This window comes from Nitrospirota bacterium, from assembly GCA_016178585.1.
Classification (GTDB): domain Bacteria; phylum Nitrospirota; class Nitrospiria; order JACQBW01; family JACQBW01; genus JACOTA01.
The window spans coordinates 57,145-76,856 of sequence record JACOTA010000018.1; the positions used below are offsets into that span (position 1 = coordinate 57,145).

14 protein-coding genes are annotated in these 19,712 nt (G+C 46.8%); 13 read left to right on the forward strand and 1 reads right to left on the reverse strand.

Features of this window, described 5'->3' with window-relative positions:
* The first annotated feature begins 81 nt into the window (after window positions 1–81).
* From HYR79_03355 to HYR79_03395, 9 genes are all read left to right on the forward strand, one after another.
* On the forward strand, window positions 82–2,655 hold the full coding sequence (locus tag HYR79_03355) for a hypothetical protein (protein ID MBI1820726.1): 2,574 nt from the start codon (window positions 82–84) through the stop codon (window positions 2,653–2,655).
* A 15-nt stretch (window positions 2,656–2,670) separates the two neighbouring features.
* The gene (locus HYR79_03360; protein ID MBI1820727.1) at window positions 2,671–3,258 is read left to right on the forward strand and encodes a hypothetical protein; all 588 of its coding nucleotides are present in this window, start codon (window positions 2,671–2,673) and stop codon (window positions 3,256–3,258) included.
* Window positions 3,259–3,394: 136 nt separating this feature from the next.
* Window positions 3,395–4,888: an anthranilate synthase component I gene (gene trpE / locus HYR79_03365; protein ID MBI1820728.1), complete on the forward strand. Its 1,494-nt coding sequence runs from the start codon at window positions 3,395–3,397 to the stop codon at window positions 4,886–4,888.
* Between the two features lie 165 nt (window positions 4,889–5,053).
* Window positions 5,054–5,635, forward strand: coding sequence for an aminodeoxychorismate/anthranilate synthase component II (locus HYR79_03370; GenBank protein MBI1820729.1), 582 nt, complete (start codon window positions 5,054–5,056; stop codon window positions 5,633–5,635).
* A 7-nt stretch (window positions 5,636–5,642) separates the two neighbouring features.
* Window positions 5,643–6,653 carry an anthranilate phosphoribosyltransferase gene (trpD, locus tag HYR79_03375; protein MBI1820730.1) on the forward strand — a complete coding sequence of 337 codons (1,011 nt, stop codon included), beginning with the start codon at window positions 5,643–5,645 and terminating at the stop codon, window positions 6,651–6,653.
* A gap of 152 nt (window positions 6,654–6,805) precedes the next feature.
* The gene (gene trpC / locus HYR79_03380) at window positions 6,806–7,648 is read left to right on the forward strand and encodes an indole-3-glycerol phosphate synthase TrpC (GenBank protein ID MBI1820731.1); all 843 of its coding nucleotides are present in this window, start codon (window positions 6,806–6,808) and stop codon (window positions 7,646–7,648) included.
* A 104-nt stretch (window positions 7,649–7,752) separates the two neighbouring features.
* On the forward strand, window positions 7,753–8,367 hold the full coding sequence (locus HYR79_03385) for a phosphoribosylanthranilate isomerase (protein MBI1820732.1): 615 nt from the start codon (window positions 7,753–7,755) through the stop codon (window positions 8,365–8,367).
* Window positions 8,364–9,560: a tryptophan synthase subunit beta gene (gene trpB, locus HYR79_03390; GenBank protein ID MBI1820733.1), complete on the forward strand. Its 1,197-nt coding sequence runs from the start codon at window positions 8,364–8,366 to the stop codon at window positions 9,558–9,560. The genes HYR79_03385 and trpB overlap by 4 nt, the downstream gene beginning before the upstream one ends.
* Complete coding sequence (locus HYR79_03395) at window positions 9,557–10,366, forward strand: tryptophan synthase subunit alpha (GenBank protein MBI1820734.1); 810 nt, start codon at window positions 9,557–9,559, stop codon at window positions 10,364–10,366. Before trpB ends, HYR79_03395 begins: the two co-directional genes overlap by 4 nt.
* 250 nt (window positions 10,367–10,616) lie before the next feature.
* Here HYR79_03395 and ppc read toward each other — a convergent pair whose 3' ends face one another.
* The gene (ppc, locus tag HYR79_03400) at window positions 10,617–13,445 is read right to left on the reverse strand and encodes a phosphoenolpyruvate carboxylase (protein ID MBI1820735.1); all 2,829 of its coding nucleotides are present in this window, start codon (window positions 13,443–13,445) and stop codon (window positions 10,617–10,619) included.
* 180 nt (window positions 13,446–13,625) lie between these two features.
* Here ppc and HYR79_03405 point away from each other — a divergent pair, with 180 nt between their 5' ends.
* The 4 genes from HYR79_03405 to HYR79_03420 all read left to right on the forward strand — a co-directional run bounded on the left by HYR79_03405 (window position 13,626) and on the right by HYR79_03420 (window position 19,654).
* On the forward strand, window positions 13,626–14,051 hold the full coding sequence (locus HYR79_03405; GenBank protein MBI1820736.1) for an FHA domain-containing protein: 426 nt from the start codon (window positions 13,626–13,628) through the stop codon (window positions 14,049–14,051).
* On the forward strand, window positions 14,048–16,129 hold the full coding sequence (locus tag HYR79_03410; protein ID MBI1820737.1) for a protein kinase: 2,082 nt from the start codon (window positions 14,048–14,050) through the stop codon (window positions 16,127–16,129). The genes HYR79_03405 and HYR79_03410 overlap by 4 nt, the downstream gene beginning before the upstream one ends.
* Window positions 16,130–16,194: 65 nt before the next feature.
* Window positions 16,195–17,211: an FHA domain-containing protein gene (locus tag HYR79_03415; protein ID MBI1820738.1), complete on the forward strand. Its 1,017-nt coding sequence runs from the start codon at window positions 16,195–16,197 to the stop codon at window positions 17,209–17,211.
* A gap of 322 nt (window positions 17,212–17,533) precedes the next feature.
* A complete protein-coding gene (locus HYR79_03420) occupies window positions 17,534–19,654 on the forward strand; it encodes a cation-translocating P-type ATPase (protein MBI1820739.1) in 2,121 nt (706 codons plus the stop codon).
* Window positions 19,655–19,712 lie beyond the last annotated feature (58 nt).

Genomic DNA, 19,712 nt, shown 5'->3' on the forward strand with positions numbered 1-19,712 from the left:
CTGACTTTTTTATTATTGGCCGGATGCGCTAAAAACAACAGTAGCAGCGCACCTGATTTCTCTGTTCAAATACGGGGGAATGTGATTGACTCCCTCGTTCAGGGAGGGAATGTCACCGCTTACTCTTTTAATACAGGCCAAATAGGAGAGGTCCTGGGGTCAGCGCAAACCGACACTCAGGGGTTATACTCCTTAACGATTAAAAGTTATTCCGGTCCGGTTTATCTTGAACTTCGGGGCGGAACTTACGTAGATGAAGCGACCGGAGCGGTCACTTCTTTGACCCGCGATCAGTTTCTTTCGGCCATTAAATATATTGAGGGGGGGAAAGATATCGGATCTTTGATGATTACCCCGCTCACCACAATCGCCGCGAAACTGGCCGGAGCCAGGATCAATTCAGGGAAATCTATTTTTACCGCCATCGATGAAGCCAATAACGATGTCACCCATCTTTTCGGCATCAATATTTTGACAACCTACCCCCTTAATTTAACCGGAGGGCTCACCTCTTTTTCTGATTCTGCCCATTATGGCTTAATTCTGGCAGGGTTATCTCAAATGGCCGCGCAAATTTCCGAGTTCAATGGCGTTCAGCCAGGGAATATCTACCCGTCGATTAAAGTTGCCGACGCGATGGCGATTGACGCTTCGGACGGTATCCTGGATGGAAAAGAAAATGGCCAGCAGATTTTTCTGGGGAGCTATCCGTTGGACTCTTACAGCTACCGGTCGAAATTGGGACAGGCCGCTATTCTCTTTTTATCAAACCCCAATAACCGTTCCGGATTAGGATGGAATGACGTGATTACCGCGTTAAATACGACCGCGTCGGTCACGAACATATTCCCGGCGGGTGATCTGCCGAAACCGGTCGATGAAACACCTCCAACGATTACTCTTATCCCGCAGAACAACACAGCGGTCAATAAAACGGTTACAGTGACCGCCCATGCCGCCGACCTGTCAGGAATTGCGAGTTTAACGCTTACTCCGGGAATTTTGATCACCCCGCAATCTGAAGGCCAAAAGGGAGACATTTCAACCTATGTCTATATCTTTGACTCAACCAAGATTCCTGACGGAGACGTCACTTTCACCGCCACAGCGGCAGACCGGGCAGGGAATCAGGCACAGGCTTCAATGACGCTTCGGGTTTTTAACACTCCTCCAGTTTTAAATATGACCCTCCTGACAGGGAGCTGGGTGAATCAACCGATGTTCAATATCACCGGAACCGTGAAGGATAACTCCAATCTGGGAATGGCATCAGTCGTGGTGGGCCCCGTTACCGCGACAGTGACCACCTCGACCCTCTCCGGTACGGCGCCGGCAACGTTTACCGCTTCTGTTCCCCTTATCCCCGGGAATAATCCGGTGGATATTGTCGCAACCGATAAGTTAGGAAACACCACGACCATTAAAGGTTATACCCTGATCTTGGACAACACTCCGCCGACAGTATCAGTCAATCCAACTCTATATTTCGATGAAACTCAGATGACCTTTTCTTTTCAACCTCCGCAAATTAATTATTCTACAGCCGGCGCTATCCGAACAACGGTTGACGCCGCGAATGCCGTCATCAACAAAAATCAGGCACGGCTCTCCATTGGAACCGGAGGGATAAATACACTTAACTTAAATAGTATGAATCTTCCTTACTACAGTATCTCCGTCAACGATTCCGGATATCCCTCGACCCCTTTTAGCCAACTCCAGGTCTTTTATTCTTTCTCACAAAAGAAAACAAACGATTCGGCTTATGTCGTCATTAAAGATTTTTCACCGGCTGTTATTGATTCTTCAAACACTGCCGGAAACGGCTATTTAATCCCGATTGCGGAAGAAACCCTTGATCCGATCCTGACTCAGACAGACCCTTCGACCTTAAACAGGATTCAGATTAAAGCCATTGATGGGGGAGGGAACGTCACCTATCAGGATTTAATCTTCTCAATTAATCTCTTTCCACCCCCGCTCTATCTGGCAGAAGACCCTGCTTTTCCATCCGCCTCTGCGCAGGATAGGACATCGCTTTATTTTTATCACTTTGGTGTTCGATCTTCTCTTTATATCGCGGGGAATGTCAATGTCGGAAAAATCAACATTTCTAACTTCAGTCCGGTCAAGCTTTATCTCTCCACCTCTTTTACACAAAATACCAGTGCCTTGACTGTTGGGGTCAGCGCTATCGGAACCGGGTCTTTTAGTTGTTACCTTGGATGTTACAACATTCCGGTTAACAAATCTTACGTCTATCCTCATGCTTTAACTGTCAATAATCAGTTCTTATTCAACAGCCAGACGAATAATCCTCTTCCTCTTCAACCCAACGGATTTTACCAGATCAACCCCGGGGAAACGGTTTATTATTGGGTTCAATCGAGTTATTCGGGACCCCCTGTTTATAACGATATTCCACCTTATAATTATCCGCCGCTCAATACCTGTTACAGGACCGACACCTCTCTTAATTTCTCACATGGGGCTTTTTTAAGTATCTCTTCCATGCCGGCGCTTTTAAATAATGTCATGGGTAACAATAAAACGCTCTACAGTTTTATATTTAATCAATATCTATACTGGCCGGGGAACCCTGATTTTTCTTCAATTCAAAACAACGGAACATACTTCACAAACTGTCTCCCTTAACCTTTAGGAACCTATATGCGAAAAGTAACGCTATTTTTATGCGGGTTTATTTCTGGGATCGTTTTTTTAGCCGGTTGCGGCAAAACCGATGTGGCTCAGAGTTTTGCCCAAGCGGTGATTAAAGCGATTGATGTTGTTTTCGATAACCGGGGAACCCATCTCGCCTCAACAAACGTTCAAGACGTCCTGAATGAAATTAATACCAAACTCCCTAATTATGTAAAACCTGCTGATCTAAAAAAACTCTTAGACACCAATGTCGTCTGGTATGGATCTATTCGGGATTTAACTGAAACAGGAACAGGAAGCATTCCCTTTTCCATTCAATTTTCAAACGCTACAGTCTCAAATGCAACTATCAATAATATCCTCTACGCTATGTCTTTAGATATCCCTGATGATGGAATTATCTCTTTCCTCGGTTCTGTCCCAAGTAGATTGGGAAGTTTAATTAATGTAAAACTCATTCAACGGAATGGAACAAATTACTTAACCGGCGTCACTCTTTTGAATAATACGACTCCCAATACAGCAGGTAATATCAACCTCACCCACAACTATTTTGAATTGAAGCAATGCCCTCCAGGTCAAACGATCTGCTGAGTTCCCGTTGATTTTTCCCCACCCCCAAGAACAGCGATAGGATTTGTAACTCCTTGTTTTGCCTGTCATCGCGAGCGCCCGCAGGGTGCGTGGCGATCTCGGTTCACGATGGCGAGATTGCTTCGCTTCGCTCGCAATGACAACTTTCTATCGCTGTTCTTGGTATTTCCCAAACTTTAAAGAATTTAAGCAAAAGGCGAAAGAGGGGAATTTAATTCCGGTTTACAAGGAAATTCTGGCCGATTTTGAAACGCCGGTAACCGCATTCCTGAAAATTGACCGGGGGGATTATTCTTTTCTGCTGGAAAGTGTCGAGCAGGGGGAGAAAATCGGCCGGTATACCTTTATGGGGAGCCGTCCATTTTTGGTTTTTCAGAGTAAAGGTCAAACGGTGACGATCCTCCGGGAGGGGAAAAAAGAGGTCCTTCAGAATGTGCTTGACCCTTTAAAAAAACTTCAGGAGGTCATGTCCGCGTTTAAGCCGGTTGGGATTGAAGGGGTTCCTCCCTTTCATGGCGGAGCCGTCGGATATCTCAGTTACGACGCCGTCCGTTTCATGGAAAAAATTCCGAACCGGCTCCCGGACCCCTTAAACCTTCCCGATCTTTATTTTTTAATGACCGACACGATTCTGGTCTTTGATCATATCAATCACCGGATCAAAATTATTTCCAACGCACGGGTTGAAACCAACGTCAAAAAGGCCTATGACGCGGCGGTAAAAAAGATTGATCAGATTATTAAAATGATCAGCTCCCCTTTGAAGGCGCCAGAAAAGCTTAAGAAGAAAAGCTCTTCGAAGCTGGTTTACGAAACCTCAAAAGCGGAGTTTTTAAAGTCGGTTCATACTGCTAAAGAACATATTAAAGCGGGGGATATTTTTCAAATTCAAATCGGCCAGAGGCTCTCGAAAACGCTTGCCGTTGATCCTTTTGATCTCTATCGCGCGCTAAGGCAGGTTAACCCATCCCCTTATATGTTTTATTTGAAATTGAAAGAATTAAAAATTGTGGGTTCTTCCCCTGAACTTTTGGTTCGCTCTGTCGATGGAAAGGTCCAGACTCGTCCCATTGCCGGCACCTATAGACGGGGTAAAAACGAAGAGGAAGATCAGCAGTTGGAAAAGAAGCTTTTGGCAGATCCCAAAGAGAGGGCCGAGCATGTCATGCTGGTCGATTTGGGGAGAAACGACCTGGGCCGGGTTTGTGATTTTAACTCGGTTCATGTCAATGAGTTTATGATCATTGAACGGTATTCCCATGTGATGCATCTGGTCTCCAACGTTATGGGAACTTTGAAAAAAGACCAAAACGCGTTTGATGTCTTAAAGGCCTGCTTTCCGGCCGGAACGCTTACGGGGGCTCCAAAAATCAGGGCCATGGAAATAATTGAGGAGTTGGAGAAAAGCCGGCGGGGGATTTACGGCGGGGCGGTCGGATATTTTTCATTCTCCGGGAATTTAGATACCGCCATTGCCATTCGAACGATGGTGGTTCATCAAAATAAAGTCTATTTTCAGGCGGCGGCCGGCATTGTGGCCGATTCGGTGCCTGAAAGTGAATACGAAGAAACGATCAATAAGATGAAAGCCTTAATGAGAGCCTTAGAGCTGGCTGAAGAAGGATTATAAAATGAGTTCAGAGTTTCGGACTGATCTGCCGGGGGACAACCCTCTCTTCGACGCCGACAAAGTTTACCCTCGATCTCTATATTTTTACATTGTGGTAGGGTATCAAACTTCGCCGAAGTCTCCGTTCGGGCAATCCCCCGACAGATCAATACACGGTCTATAAACATGATTCTAGTCATTGATAATTACGATTCCTTTACCTATAATCTCGTTCAATATCTTGGCGAACTGGGACAGGTTATGGAAGTCCGCCGAAACGACGAAATTACCCTTGCCGGGATTGAAAAGCTGAACCCTGGGCGGATTGTCATCTCTCCGGGACCGGGCGCGCCCAAAGATGCCGGTATCTCGATCGGCCTGATCCGGCGTTTTGCGGGAAAAATTCCAATTTTAGGGGTTTGCCTGGGACATCAGGCGATTGGAGAGGCTTTTGGGGGGGAGGTTGTTCGTGCGAGCCGGATGATGCATGGAAAAACATCGCCAATTCTCCATGACAACAAAACCATTTTTAAAGGACTTCCGAACCCTTTCGAAGCGACCCGCTATCATTCTCTGATTATTAAGCGGGAGACCCTTCCGGACTGTCTTGAAATATCAGCCTATACCGCTGAAGACGAAATTATGGGGGTCAGGCACAAAGAATACCTGGTTGAGGGGGTTCAGTTTCATCCGGAATCGATTCTAACCCCTCATGGAAAAAAGATTTTAGATCATTTTATTCATCTCCATCTGGAAAAAACGAAGTGAATTTAACATGATCAAGCGATCTCTGGCCAAGCTGGTCGAGAAAACCCATCTTTCAGAGGAAGAGGCTTATTCCGTTATGAAGCTGATCATGGAAGGGGGGGCAACCGAATCTCAGATTGCCGCTTATATGACCGCCCTGCGGATGAAAGGGGAAACGGTTGCTGAAATCGTCGGTTCGGCAAAGGCGATGCGGGAAAAAGCCATACGGATTACCTCAAAAGACCGGCTGATTGTCGACACCTGCGGTACCGGCGGAGATCAAAAAGGAACCTTTAATATTTCAACCACGTCGGCTTTTGTGATTGCCGGAGCCGGTCTGACGGTGGCGAAGCATGGGAATCGTTCTGTGTCATCTTCCTGCGGGAGCGCGGATGTCTTAAAATCGCTCGGGGTTAATATCGATTTGTCCCCCGAAAAGGTGGAGACACTGGTCAATACTATTGGAATCGGTTTTCTGTTTGCCCCTCTCTATCATGAATCGATGAAGCATGCGAAAAAACCGAGACAGGAGGTCGGGATCCGAACGATCTTCAACATTCTGGGACCCTTAACCAACCCGGCCTCGGCCACGATTCAGGTGCTGGGGGTCTATCAGGCGGAGTTAACGGAGCTGGCGGCGAAAGTGTTAATCAGCCTCGGAACGGAGCATTGTTTTGTCGTTCACGGAATGGATGGGCTCGACGAGATCACCTTAACCGATAAAACTTTAATTGCGGAGGGATATCAGGGTAAGGTAAAAACGTACACGATTGCTCCGGAAGATTTTGGTTTTAAAAGGTGCAAATTGTCAGATTTAGAAGGAGGTTCGGCTGAACTCAACGCAAAATTTTTGCTGGAGGTTTTAAAAGGGGTCAAAGGGCCAAAAAGGGATATCGTGTTGTTAAATGCCGCCCCGGCTCTGGTGGCCGCCGGAAAAGCCGGGACCTTTCAAGAGGCGATCTCTGTGGCGGCAGAATCGATCGACTCGGGGAAAGCGTTACAGAAATTACAAAAGCTAATAGAGTGTTCAAATCAATAATACAAATATGCCGTCCCTTTTTGTAGGGGCAGGCCCCCGTGCCTGCCCTGATTTAAAAAACATTTTTTGGTTCTCAACCTGGTGTTTTGTCAGGATTTTCTGGGCAGGCACGGGGACGTGCCCCTACAATTGTTTACATTGATTAGGAAACGATGTTTTTAAAAGAAATTGTTGACCGCAAAAAAGATGAGGTCAGAGCTAAAAAAAACAAAAAGTATCTGTCCGAGATGATTTCAAAAACTTCGCAAATGAAAAATAGATCGGCAGGGGCGTTAAAACTCTCGCCGGCTAGTTCGTTTCAGGAGACGTTATCCCGAACCGATTTTTTCCCTACTCAGACGCGACTTCATTTAATTGCTGAAATTAAGAAAGCCTCTCCTTCAAAAGGGGTTATCCGGGAAGATTTTAACCCGGTGGAAATCGGCCAAATTTACGAAGCCTCCGGAGCTTCCGCCATTTCTGTTTTAACCGAGGAATGTTTTTTCATGGGGAGCCTCTCCATTTTAGAAGAGGTTCGGAAAAAAGTGAGCCTCCCCTTATTAAGAAAAGACTTTATCATTGACGAAATTCAGCTTATGGAATCAAGGGCTTACGGAGCGGATGCTGTTCTTTTTATTGCGGCGATTCTCGATCCCAATCAGATGATTGAATATTTTCATCAGGCTCAGGAGATCGGGCTTGATGTTTTGACGGAAGTTCATTCCGAAAAAGAGCTTGAAAAGGTGATTGAATGGGCCCCGATCATTGGAATTAATAATCGGGATTTGGGGACCTTTGAGGTCGATCTCAAGACGACGCGCCGGTTGAGAAGGTATATTCCTTCCAATCGAGTGATCGTGAGTGAAAGCGGGTTCAGCCGGAAAGAAGATTTATCCCCTCTCATTGAAGAGGGGATAAACGCGGTTTTAATCGGGGAGGCGTTTATGAAGGAGAAAGATATTCAGGCTTCTGTTCAAAAGCTCTTTTCGAAACTTTCTACGACTGAGGGGAAATAGACGTATCCTAAGTTCTGTTGTCATTGCGAGGAGGCATTTCCGACGAAGCAATCTACGGAAGAGATTGCTTCGCTATGCTCGCAATGACAAGATTGGATCGAAATATGGTTAGAGTTAAAATATGCGGTATGACCAGCCTGGCGGACGCCCAAACGGCGGTTTTATATGGAGCCGATGCGCTCGGCTTCATTTTTTATCAAAAGAGCCCGAGGGGTGTGTCGGTTCAGAAAGTAAAGGAAATCATTCAGGCCCTTCCTCCCTTTGTGCTGACCGTTGGGGTTTTTGTAAATGAAACCGCAGAGACGATCCGTGAAACGGTGCGGCAATGCGGGTTGTCCCTGGTTCAGCTTCACGGGGATGAATCACCTGAGTTTTGCGGCAAGCTGGATCTCAGGATCATTAAAGCCATCCGGGTTTCCCGGCTTGAAGATTTAAAACGGATAGAGGAATATGACGTACAGGGCATCCTTTTGGATGCCTATCATCCCGATTTTTACGGGGGGACCGGGAGGACGATGGATTGGAAAGTTTTGCAGGGTATCGGGAAAGAAAAACCGATCATTTTATCCGGCGGACTGACCCCTGAAAATGTCCGGCAGGCGATTCAGACCGTTTCTCCTTACGGCCTGGATGTCTGCACCGGAGTTGAAGAAAAGCCGGGCAAAAAAGACCCGGAAAAAATTCGCCTGTTTATCAAAAAGGCAAAGGAAAAGGAATGACGCTCCCGGATTCAAAGGGCTATTTTGGAAATTATGGCGGCAGGTTTGTGCCTGAAACGTTAATGCCGGCCCTTGAAGAGCTGGACAAGGCCTACCGGATTGCCAAAAAAGATCGGCTCTTTCAAAAGGAAGTGAACCATTATCTGCGCCACTATGTGGGGCGTCCGACCCCTCTTTATTATGCACAACGGCTGAGCGAGGTTCTGGGTGGGGCGAAAATCTATTTAAAACGGGAAGACCTCTGTCATACCGGAGCGCACAAGATCAACAACACCATCGGGCAGATTCTCCTGGCCAGAAAAATGGGGAAAAAAAGAATTATAGCCGAAACGGGCGCCGGCCAGCATGGCGTCGCGACCGCCACGGTTTCAGCCCTGATGGGGTTGGAATGCGAAATTTACATGGGTGTGGAAGATATGGAACGGCAGTCTCTCAATGTCTTCCGGATGAACTTAACAGGAGCCAAAGTCGTGCCGGTCCGGATGGGGAGTAAAACTTTAAAAGACGCCATTAGCGAGGCGATGCGGGACTGGACGACGAATGTCCGGACAACCCATTATGTCCTGGGTTCTGTGTTGGGGGCTCATCCCTATCCCATGATGATCAGAGATTTTCAATCGGTCATTGGAAAAGAGGCCAGAAAGCAGATTTTAAAAATGGAAGGGAGGTTTCCAGACTATTTAATCGCCTGTGTCGGGGGAGGGAGCAATTCCATTGGCCTTTTTTACCCTTTTATCAAAGAAAAAACGGTTAAGATGGTTGGCGTTGAAGCCGGCGGAACAGGGATTTCTGAGGGACATCACGCGGCCCGGTTTTCTGGAGGGGAAATCGGCGTGCTTCAGGGAACGAAGACCTACCTCCTTCAGGATCAAAACGGGCAGATCCAATTGACCCATTCGGTCTCAGCCGGTCTCGATTACGCGGCGGTTGGACCCGAACATAGTTTTTACCGTGATTTAAAACGGATCGAATATACCTATGTAAAAGATCATGAAGCCCTTGAGGCATTTGATTTATTAAGCCGTACGGAAGGGATTATCCCGGCGCTCGAGAGCGCCCACGCCATTGCCTGCGCGGTCAGGCTGGCTCCGAAACTTTCCAGAAAAAAGGTGATGATGGTCAACCTTTCAGGGCGGGGGGATAAGGATGTCATGCACGTGGCAAAAATGAGAGGAATTTCCCTGGATCTATGACACTTTTAACTGAAAACCGGATTGATCGTACTTTTCAACGGTTAAGAAATAAGAAAGAAAAAGCGTTGATACCCTATATCATGGCAGGAGATCCTTCGCTGGAAATGACCGAAAAGTTCGTTTTGGCGCTTGAAACGGGGGGGGCCGACCTGGTCGAAATCGGGGTTCCTTTTACCGATCCCCTGGCGGATGGGCCTGTCATTCAAAAGGCCGCGGGCCGTGGTTTAAAAAATAAAACAACCCTCAGCGGTATCTTTCAAACGGTAAAGCGGTTAAGGGAGCAAACCGAAATTCCAATTATTTTAATGAGTTATTATAATCCGATTTTCCGGTACGGTGAAGAAAGATTTTTGGCGCACGCGAGACAGAGCGGGGTTGATGGGGTGATTATCCCGGACCTCCCCGCGGGAGAATCGCATTCATGGGAGAGTTTCGCGAAAAAGGAAAACATCAAAACTATTTTTCTTTTAGCCCCGACAAGTTCTGAAAGCCGGATTAAAAAAGTCGCCGGGGCTTCTTCCGGGTTTATTTATTATGTCGCCCTGACAGGAATTACCGGAGCGAAGCTCACGATCGGCAAAGAGATCGAAAAAAGGATAAAAAAAATCCGAAAGCATTCCTCCCTTCCTGTCGCCGTTGGATTTGGCATTTCAAACCCCAGGGAGGCCCGCGAAATTTCCCGAAACGCCGATGGAATTATCGTCGGCTCGGCGATTGTTAAAAGGATTGAAGAGGATACCCACCCATCGGTCTGCTCCTCACTGACAAACTTTATCCGATCCTTAAAGAAGTCTCTCCTCAAATAAAAAAGAAAAAAACTGAAATTTACCTTTCAATAGCCAGGTATCTCCCAAGACCAGCGATAGACTTCGCACTCACTTATTAATCATGTCATTGCGAGCACCGAACGGTGCGTGGCAATCTTATCGTAAAGTCTTGAGATTGCTTCACTTTGTTCGCAATGACAGCTTTCTAACTCTGTTCTTGGGTATCTCTCAAGAGAGATAAAAAGTGTCATTGCGAGCCGAAGGCGAAACAGTCTCATAACACCTGATTTTATCCGGTATTCCGCATGCCCGTCGCAATGCAATTAATCGACAATAAAATCGCGTGGGTTAATTTTTCTTTTTCGACATGGGGACTCCCGGACCGAAGGAGTCTGATCAGCCTCACCTGAAGATAGTGGATGGGGTCGATGAAAGGATTTCTCAATTGAATGGAGTGCTGAAGCGCCGGGTCGTTGTCAAGAATGGACTGACTTTGGGTAATGGCCAGAATGACCCTGATCAGGCTCTCATACTCTTCGGTGAGTTTTTTAAAAATGGCGTCCCGGATGGAATCGTCAGTGACCAGGCTGGAATAAAGCCTGGCAATATGCATGTCCGTTTTGGCCAGCGTCATCTGGACATTATCGATGAGGTTGGAAAAAAAAGGCCAACTCTGGTACATCTCTATCAATAATTCGGTGTTTTCTTTTTTATTTTTCTGAATAAACGCCGCCAGCGCCGATCCAATCGGGTACCAGGCCTGAATCAGGTGCCGGCTCTGCGTCCAGCTGAACACCCAGGGGATCGCCCGGAGGTCTTCTATCCGATGGCCCTTTCGCCGATAGGAGGGTCTTGACCCGATATTTAAGAGGCCGATTTCGTTAATCGGAGTCCCCTCGGTGAAATATTGAACCAGGGCCGGACTTTCCACCAGTTCCCGGTACCGGTGATAGGCGATCTCCGAGATGAGATTAAAGGCCTTTTCATAAACCCTTTCCCGGGTTTGCTTTCGCCTGGACTTTAAGCTGGCCGTTATGACCCCCGCGGCCAGGAGTCCAAGGTGATGAAGCGCGGTGCCCCGATTGGCATATTTGGAGGAGATGACCTCGCCCTGTTCGGTTATTTTTGCCTGACCGTTCACGGTTCCTTCCGGCTGAGCTAAAATGGCCTTATGGGTAGGCCCCCCCCCTCTTGCGACGGTTCCCCCCCTCCCGTGAAAGAGCCTTAATTTGATTTTATATTTCCCGGACAGGGCGGTTAATTTTTTCTGGGTGAGGTAAAGCTCCCACGCGGAGGTTAAAATTCCGCCGTCTTTACTGCTGTCCGAATACCCCAGCATGATTTCCTGAATATGATGTCTCCCTTTTAAGTAAATTTTGTACGAAGGGTGCTGATAAGCCTCTTCCATAATCGAAACCGATTTTTTCAAGTCGTCAATGGTTTCAAAGAGCGGAACAATGTCTATTCGCGCCATCGGAAAATCCTGATCCCAGTTGCCGTATAATCCCGCCTCTTTGCAAAAGACCTGAACAATCAGAAGATCGCTCAGAGAAGAGGTCATGCTGGTAATATAACTTCCAATGGCTTCCGGCCCCAGCGTCGCCTGCGCTTTATTAATGAGATGAAACATATTCAAGACTTCTTCCGTCTCTCTTGAAAAGGTCATCCCCGCGGGAATCAAGGGGCGGACGGTTAACAACTCCTGGGAAAGAAGCGAGACCTTTTCCGTTTCAGGCAGGGTTTCAAAGGAGGGATGAAGCCGGGTTTTTAACAAAACTTCGTGAAGCGCCTTTCGATGCTGGTCTGCTTCCTGGCGAATATCGAGATTGGCCAAATGAAATCCAAAGACCTGCACCTGGCGCATAAAGGGTTCGACCAGGCGGGTTGAAATAATTTCCCCCTTATTTTCCCGCAATGATTTTCGAAGGATCTCCAGATCGCCTAAAAGAGTTTGAGGGTTAAAATACCCCTTGAAGTTCGAAAGTTTTTCTTCGTCGAGAGGCTTTCCCTCCAAAAACCAGCGGTTATATTTTTGGGTTTCCTCCAGTTTTAATTTAATAAAAGTTAATTTTTGACGGTAGGGCTCATGGACATTCCGGTAATGCAGCGCTTCCGAAGAGATTCCGAAAAGAATTTTATCCTCTTCGAAACTTTTCGCGAGTTCCGGGGAGATCGGCACCAGATGTTTTGATTGGCTGACGCTTTCAATTAAGGCTTGGATCGACTGGAGATAAAGGGAAAGGATGAAATCTTTGTGGGTTCTTAACGTCCATTCCGTAATCTTCGACGTCACTTTAGGGTTTCCGTCCCGGTCTCCGCCGACCCAGGATCCGAATTTCAGAAAAGGAGGGATTTCAGGAAACGGGGTGGAAGGGGCAGGGGAAAATCCTTTTTTAAGATAATATTCGACTTCCTGATAAAATTGAGGAATGATCGTAAAAAAGGATTCTTTAAAATAAAAAAGAATTCCTTTGACCTCTTCATAAACCGTCGGACGCTCAAGAAAAATATCGCCGGTCTGCCAGAGGAGGGTGATTTCGGTCACGATTTCTTTTTCTAAAATTTCAAGCTCTCTCGGCGTCCAGATCGGGTTCAGTTTTTTTAAGATTAAAAGGTATATTTTCCTGTATTTTTCGAGAATCGTCTGACGCTTGGCTTCGGTTGGATGAGCGGTCATGACCGGTTCGATCCACATTTGGTTAAAAAGCTTTAAAAAGGCGGAATAGAGATGACTTTCACGGCCTAAAAGGGCGAAACTTTCCTCCAGGGGATGGGGTTTGTATTGGGCGTCATTTCGATGCTGGTCTCGTCTTGCCTGCATGGCGAAATTTTCTTCCGCAACGTTCAACAGGTGGAACGAAATGTCAAAGGCGCGAATGACCTTCGCGGCCTCTGTCAAATCGAGTTCCTCGATCATCTGGATCAGTTTTTTTTCCTTCGGGGCCTCATACTTTAACCGGAGTTCCTTGCACAGCTTTCTAAATTGTTCGATTTGGCGCAGAAGGTCTTTTCCCTCTTGCTGTTCGATGACCTGAGACAGCAGATTTTCAAGGTAATCAATATCCTTTTGAAGCCGTGTATCCATCAAAAAAGAATTTTTATCTGGCGCTTTCATCATGTCGTATTATAAGGGATTTTGGCGGATTGAGCAACATCAGATCAACGTGTAGGGGCAACCCCCTGTGGTTGCCCAGGACAGGCACGGGGGCCTGCCCCTACAGTTGATAAACTATCATCTTATGGTACACTTTATCAAAGTACCTAAATCCCGATATTTTTTAAGTTATAGGAGTTTAAAATGGAATTTCAGGGGGACAAAACGATTCTTTTAACCGGGGCAAAACAACCTGACGAAAATCAGGTCATTTGGTCAAAAGCCGATGTTGTCCGGGCCCTTTCAGGAAAAATAAAAATCATCCCGCCCGAAAAGGTCTATTCCTTTAAGATCGTGGAAGGCGCGGACAGGGGAAAGGTTTATCCCCTGGAGGAGAAAAACAGGTTTAGTCTGGGACGAAGCGGGGCCGATATTATTCTGAAAGACCCGCGGGTCTCAAAAACCCATTGCGTGGTGGAATTCTACGACGAAATCGTTGTCATCAAAGATATGAACAGCACCAACGGGAGTTTGCTCAATCAGTTTGTTCTGGCCGAAGATTTTTTAAAAAATGGCGATAAACTTCGGATTGGAAACACGGTTTTGGAATTTCAAATCAGGGCATCATGAATTATTTTCACGGCCTCCTTCTTAAGGCGGCGGCTATTTATCACACCTATCTTAACGATCATCCGGATTTTCATGATTTCATGGAGGATTTTACCCGTCAGGCCCAATTTTACTGGAATGAAATTATTCAAAACACGCCGAATTGGTTAAAACTTTCTTTGGCGGTCTTGATTGCCGGTGAAACAGTTCTGATTTTCGTGAGGATATTTATTGATTCTTCTTTGGTCGGGTGGGTTTTGAAAATTTTGCCCCGGGCGTTTTACCGAAAAACAATCATTAAGAGAGCGGAGCGTTTCGCAAAAAATCAGAAATATCTCCAGGCCGGCAAACTTTATGAAACGGTTGAAGAATATTCCCGCGCGGTTGCCATGTTTGTAAAAGGGGAAAATTACCACCGGCCGGCGTTAATCTATGTTAAATTAGGGAAATACCGTGAGGCGGCCCGGGTTTGTGAGGAGGGGAAGGAATATCGCGAAGCCGCCAGGTATTACGAAAAGGAAGGGCTTTATCTGAAGGCCGGAGAAATGTATCGCCATTTAAAGGAATTTCTGCAGGCGGCTGAAAATTTTGAAAAGGTCGTTTCGGCTCTGGAGAACGAAACGCCTTCGGAGGAAAATACAAGGAAAATTCAGGAAATTTCAGCAAGCGCGGGAGACCTTTTCTTTAAAGCAAAGGAATACCGGAAGGCCGGATTTTTTCTGGAAAAGGCCGGCCTTTTTGAGCAGTCGGCTTTGGCCTTTTCAAAAGCAAAGAAGCCTCTTTTAACGGCAAGGTCGCTTGAGTCCGGCGGTAAATTTAAAGAGGCGGCAAAACTCTACCTGGCGGAAGGGGAGCGGGAAAACGCCGCGCTTTGTTTTGAAAAAGGGGGGGCATTTTTTGAAGCCGGGGATATTTTTAATCAAATGGGAAATACGGATCGGGCAATCAGTCTTTATCAAAAAATAACCTCAAATTCAAAGAATTATGAACAGGCGTCTCTTCTCCTGGGCGGCTTATTCCAGAAAAAAGGGATGCTGGGCCCGGCGAGAGAAAAATATCAAAGATTAATCGAAAGGAAATCGGTTGCCCGGGAAAACCTTGAAACCTTTTATAATTTGGCGCTGTTAACCGAAAAAATCGGAGATTTGCATGAAGCGGTTTCTCTGTATGAAAAAATTTTAGCTGAAGATCTAAGCTATAAAGATGTTCCCGCGAGGCTTGAACAACTAGGGGAGAAAGTCAAACAGGCCTCCGCTCTAACCCCGGAGGAGACTGAGGCCCACACGGTTACCAGCCGGTATAAAATCCTCAATGAGCTGGGGAGGGGTGGAATGGGAATTGTTTACCGCGCGGAGGATACCGTCTTAAAGAGAATTGTGGCCTACAAGATTTTACCCGATTCCTTTAAGAATAACCCCCAGTTTTTGGAAAGCTTTATGCTTGAGGCGCGAACCGCGGCCGCTTTGAATCACCCGAATATTGTGACAATTTATGATACCGGCAAAGTGGGAAGCGATTATTACATTACCATGGAATGTGTCGACGGAATGACCTTGAAAGACCTTTTGGTCAAAACCAGGGGGGGAGTTCCGATCCGCATCGTGATGGCAATTGCCAGACAGCTTTGCCTTGGGTTAGAATACGCTCACGATAAAAATGTGATTCATCGGGACATTAAACCGGCTAATTTAATGCTCACGAAGGATAAAATGGTTAAAATTATGGATTTCGGTTTGGCGAAGCTCGTTCATGAAGGGTTGAGCGAGAAAACCACCGTAAAGGGGACTCCCTACTACATGTCGCCTGAACAGATTTTGGGAAAAAACGTGGATGCCCAAACCGATTTGTATGCCCTGGGATGCACGCTTTATCATTTATTAGCCGGCCGGCCTCCCTTTACCGAAGGGGATATTTATTATCACCATCTCCATTCGATCCCCGAGTCTCCCAAAAGATATAATGAAAAAATCCCGGACGCCCTGGCAAATATCATTTTAAAAAGTTTGGAAAAAGATAAAACAGCCCGTTATCGTCATCCCGGGGAATTGTTGAATGCCCTGGCCCTTATCAATGAAAATGAACCGGTAAAGGCCGTTTGATGCCGGAAATAAGCATCCCCTCCCTTAAAACATTTTTTGAAAAAAAAACCTATTCGGCGTCGTTCGTGAACACGCTCTTTCGGAAATTAAAAGAAAAAAAAGAAGAGCGTATTGATGTGATGTTCGGAGAGTCTCCCAGGAAAAAACTTTATCTGGTTGCGATGGAGGGAGAGCCTCTGGGAGCTTTTTATCTTGAAAAAAACGCTTTCCATGCCATCAGTGGCAAAGATTACTTCAATTTACTGGGGTCCCTTCCGGAAGTGAGCCTGTCTTATTACGCGGTCGATCCTGTTTTTGCGAAATGTCTTCTGATTCCGTCGCAAAATAAGCCAGCCTACCGTGGAGGGATCAATGGACAGGAGCTTAAAAAAAAGATTGATATTCTCAAGAACGATCAAAATGAAAATATGATTCTTTTAAGAAATCAAAACGAAGTCAGTTTTTTTTATTTTAAATACGGGAAAGGCGTCGAATCTTATTTTCATCACCCCGATAAAAGACCTGCCGAAAAAGAGATCGGAGATCAGTTTTTAGTCTATGTGTTAAGTCATGATCTTTCCCTCCTGACGATGGAAATTTACCATAACGCCCGGGTGATCCCCTTGTTGGAACATCCTCTCACAAAGGATGATGTCGCGGGAGGAATTATTGAACATTTCCTGAACCAAAAGCCAAAACCGACCTCGGCCGACAAGATGGATTTCGAACCGGATTCTGCGCTTTTTTTATTTGACTCTTCACCTCCCGTGTCAGGGCAAAATAGCGCCGGGGAGTCTTTCTCCCCGAAAGGGAAAGGAAAATGGTATTTGGAGCTGGTGGGCGGCGAACAGATGGGCAGGCGGGTCGTGTTGAACAAACCCCGGCTCACCATTGGAAGAATGAAAGCCGATCTGATGTTGGGAGACGTGAAGATTTCAAGACAGCATGCCATCATTGAATTAACCGATCAGGGATATCGTTTAACCGATTTGGGAAGCAGTAACGGGAGTTTTGTCAATGGCCAATCGATTAAAACCCAGCTCCTCAAACCGGCTGATATCATTCGGGTGGGGGGGACACTGATTAAGATCCTCGTTGAGTAGTTCCTGGCCGTTGATAAGAGCCCAGGAACAGAGATAGGATTTGCAACTCCTTGTTTTGCCTGTCATCGCGAGCGCCCGCAGGGTGCGTGGCGATCTCGGTTCACGATGGCGAGATTGCTTCGCTTCGCTCGCAATGACAACTTTCTATTTCTGTTCTTGGGTAAGAGGCCATCTGTTGCGTTCTCGCCTTTCGGCCTCTTCGACGCACCCAACCACGTACGCCTGCGTCGTCCTCAAGGCTGCGGCCTTACAGCTGACCTCTTCTGAACGGCCAGTGTGTTTATCCGTTGTTTTTCCCCATTTTTTATTTCTATAATAAACCATGATCAATGATTCAAATACCAGGACTCTTCAGGTTGCCATTGGCAAGATGGATTGTCCGGATTGCGGCTTGAAAATTGAAAAACGGCTGCACCGGGTCAAAGGCGTCGAATCCGCCGAGGTTAATTTTTTAACCGCGCGGCTCACCGTTAAATACCAGCCCATACAGATCAATCCCCGTGCCATCTCGCGCGAGGTCGAAAAATTGGGCTATACCGTTAAAGACCCGGAATCCCCCGAAAAACCGGGGCCAGGGTCTTTTTTCCAAAAGCCTGTCTTTTCTACCTTCCTTTCAGGGGGGTTGACCGTCGGAGGAGTCATCTCATCTTTTTTATTTTCCTCCCAAATTTCTACGGTTTTTTATTTAATGGCGGTTTTTTTAGGCGGCTATCCTATCGCGCGAAAGGGCCTGCTTTCGCTGAAACAGCGGATCACCGACATGAACGTTCTCATGACTCTGGCTGTTTTTGGGGCGGTCCTTCTTCGCGATTATTTGGAAGGGGCATCGGTGGTTTTTCTATTTTCCCTTGCCCAGTGGCTTGAAACCCGCAGTGTTGACCGGAGTCGAAAAGCGATTGGCCGTTTGATTGACTATACGCCCGTCCGGGTAACGGTTTCCCGGGAAGGCGCGGACCAACGGGTCGATGGCGAACAGGTTAAAGCGGGGGAACGGGTCATTGTTCGTCCCGGGGAAATCCTTCCGTTTGATGGAAAAATTGTAAAAGGGATTTCAAGCGTCAATCAGGCTTCTATGACGGGAGAATCTCTGCCGGTCGATAAAAAAGAAAGAGACGAAGTTTATGCCGGGACTCTGAACCTCACCGGTGTCCTTGAAATCGAGGTGACTCATCTCTGGAAAGAAAGCCGGATGGCCCGGATTATCCACCTCGTAGAGGAATCGTCGGGGAGGAAAGCCTCCTCTCAGCGGTTCGTCGACCTCTTTTCAAAATATTACACGCCATGGGTCATTTCTTTTGCGGTTTTTATTGCTGTGGCGCCCCCTCTTTTTTTTCATGAAAACTTAAATACCTGGTTTTACAGGGCGCTGGTGCTTGTCGTCATCGCCTGTCCGTGCGCGCTCGTCATTTCAACGCCGGTGACAATTATTTCGGGTTTGTCCGCAGCCGCAAGGAAAGGGATCCTCATTAAGGGAGGTTTGTTTCTCGAAGAGTTGGGAAGGATTAAAACTTTTGTTTTTGATAAGACCGGAACCCTGACGACCGGTATTGCCGGGGTCAAAGAGGTGATTCCATTTTCCGGAACTGCCGAATCTCTGATCCGGATAGCGGCTTCACTTGAAAAACACGCAAAGCACCCCGTCGCCGGGGCCATCGTTGAATATGCCAATCGGATGGGGACGCCGGAATTGCCGCTTAAGGATTTTCAATCTTTTCCCGGATTGGGCGCGAAGGGGGTATTGGCCGGCGAGACGTATTTTATTGGCAATCATCGGTTTTTTGAAGAACAGGGGTTTTGTTCCGAAAAAATAGAATCTTCTCTTTTTCCTTTAGAGGCTCAGGGGAAAACCACTGTTTTAATTGGAAATGAAAGAGAGGTCCTGGGAATCATTGCGGTTTCAGACTCCCTTAGGCCCGAGACCGCGCAAAGTTTGAGGGAACTAAGAACGGAAGGTGTAGAAAATATTTCCATGATGACAGGAGATAATGCCGTTAATGCTTCTCTGGTCGCTTCTCGGATCGGACTGGATGAAGTTTACGCCGAAATGATGCCGGATGAAAAAGCAAATACGATCGGACAGTTAAGAAAAAAATTCGAAAAAGTAGCCATGGTAGGGGATGGGATTAATGATGCCCCGGCCCTGGCCGCCGCGACGGTTGGGATTGCCATGGGGGAGAAGGGAACGGAGGTTTCCATGGAAACGGCTGATGTGGTTTTAATGTCTGATAATCTGTTAAAACTTCCGTTTGCCGTTCGATTGGGAAAACAAACGCTTCGTCTGATCAAACAGAATGTTGCGCTGGCCATTGGCATTAAAGCGGTTTTTCTTATTCTGGCGATAGCGGGACTTTCAACGCTCTGGATGGCGGTCGCCGCGGATATGGGCGTGTCTTTGCTGGTGATTGCGAATGGCATGAGAATCACCTTCCTCCGCCCGTCTTAGGCTGTTGAAAAAGTCCTTAAAACGTCATTCTGAGTCCTCGCTTGTCATTGCGAACGAA

Bases quoted from the DNA above. Each gene is read 5' to 3' on its own strand.
- HYR79_03360 (MBI1820727.1), top strand. From the start codon at position 2,671: ATGCGAAAAGTAACGCTATTTTTATGCGGGTTTATTTCTGGGATCGTT.
- trpE (MBI1820728.1), top strand. From the start codon at position 3,395: ATGACAACTTTCTATCGCTGTTCTTGGTATTTCCCAAACTTTAAAGAA.
- HYR79_03370 (MBI1820729.1), top strand. From the start codon at position 5,054: ATGATTCTAGTCATTGATAATTACGATTCCTTTACCTATAATCTCGTT.
- trpD (MBI1820730.1), top strand. From the start codon at position 5,643: ATGATCAAGCGATCTCTGGCCAAGCTGGTCGAGAAAACCCATCTTTCA.
- trpC (MBI1820731.1), top strand. From the start codon at position 6,806: ATGTTTTTAAAAGAAATTGTTGACCGCAAAAAAGATGAGGTCAGAGCT.
- HYR79_03385 (MBI1820732.1), top strand. From the start codon at position 7,753: ATGGTTAGAGTTAAAATATGCGGTATGACCAGCCTGGCGGACGCCCAA.
- trpB (MBI1820733.1), top strand. From the start codon at position 8,364: ATGACGCTCCCGGATTCAAAGGGCTATTTTGGAAATTATGGCGGCAGG.
- HYR79_03395 (MBI1820734.1), top strand. From the start codon at position 9,557: ATGACACTTTTAACTGAAAACCGGATTGATCGTACTTTTCAACGGTTA.
- ppc (MBI1820735.1), bottom strand. From the start codon at position 13,445: ATGATGAAAGCGCCAGATAAAAATTCTTTTTTGATGGATACACGGCTT.
- HYR79_03405 (MBI1820736.1), top strand. From the start codon at position 13,626: ATGGAATTTCAGGGGGACAAAACGATTCTTTTAACCGGGGCAAAACAA.
- HYR79_03410 (MBI1820737.1), top strand. From the start codon at position 14,048: ATGAATTATTTTCACGGCCTCCTTCTTAAGGCGGCGGCTATTTATCAC.
- HYR79_03420 (MBI1820739.1), top strand. From the start codon at position 17,534: ATGATCAATGATTCAAATACCAGGACTCTTCAGGTTGCCATTGGCAAG.